Here is a 1,234-nt window from a genome sequence, read left to right on the forward strand (position 1 = left end):
CTAATTTGATGCAAAAAGTGCAGCAAATTTTCGTATTATCGAGGGTTTCGGAGATAATCATGCATTTTGTGCAGTTAATCTCATCGATACCATCGAAAATAGAGCAATGTGCCTATATTTGATGTACTTTTTACATCATTCCGTACTTATAGTTGGTTCAGATGTGAATTTACTGCACTTTTTACATCATGTACTACCATCAAGTGTATGTTGTTAAGAGGATGTCCCAAATGGTTAATAGACCGTGAAAGTTCAGYCCCTTCTTCSTAMTTTGYACAAACAAAAGAAACCAAACCTTGGTAARATGGAAGTGTCGAGCAACCATCARACAAAGGWAAGRTTTTTTTGTACGTTACCATACCATGAGACAGCCCCTTTTCGTTAAGCATCTTGCCGGGCAAATCCATTCCCAACCACTTCCCTCACATCGCTGAAGGAGACAAAAGCAGAGGCATCTATGCGATGCACCAACGACTTGAGCTTAATGATTTCTTTTCGGCTTACGATACAATAAATCACTTCCCGTTGCTTCCCCGTATAGCCGCCCTTACCTTCGAGATACGTGATTCCGCGCTGCAGCTCGGTCATAATCGCTGTTGCCGTCTGCTCAGGCTTATCTGTAATAATAAATGCCGCTCGAGCGCCTGAAGCCCCCTCAAGCACGAAATCAATCACTCTTGCACCTACGATAATGGCTACAAGTGTATACATGGCTCGCGTCAAATCCAAGTAAATCAGAGAGAGTATCAAGACGATGAAATCGATGCCAAAAATCGTTTTGGCAATACCGATCCCGTAATGTTTCTGCATCATTCGTGCGATGATATCGGTTCCTTCAGTCATCCCTTCAAAACGAAATACAATACCAAAACCTAACCCTACAATGCCTCCTGCATAAAGAGAAGCTAACAGAGGGTCAGGAAGCGGCATGGAAAAGCTCTCAAACAGCCACAAAAACAGCGATACTGATATCATGCCTATAACGGTATAGATGAAACTGAGGTGGCCTAGCATTTTCCAACCCATAAGAATGAGCGGAATGTTAATCAGCAGGTTCGACCATGCCGGATTCCAACCCAAGACATATTTGAGCAAAAGAGCGAGTCCAGTAATCCCCCCTTCTGCCAGCCCGTTGGCCAAATTGAAGTAGTTCATCCCGAAGGCAATAATCGCGGAACCGCCTATGATAGCAATTACATTGATATAATTAATTTTTGCAGGCACCCTATTCTCC

General features: G+C 43.1%; 1 protein-coding gene. It reads right to left on the reverse strand.

All coding sequences use genetic code 11. From position 1 onward, the window contains the following. Positions 1 to 381: 381 nt before the first annotated feature. On the reverse strand, positions 382 to 1,234 hold an 853-nt coding region (locus tag AC1DUA_RS38285; protein WP_477504666.1), incomplete at its 5' end, for a YitT family protein.

The organism is Paenibacillus sp. 01T422, assembly GCF_056398785.1.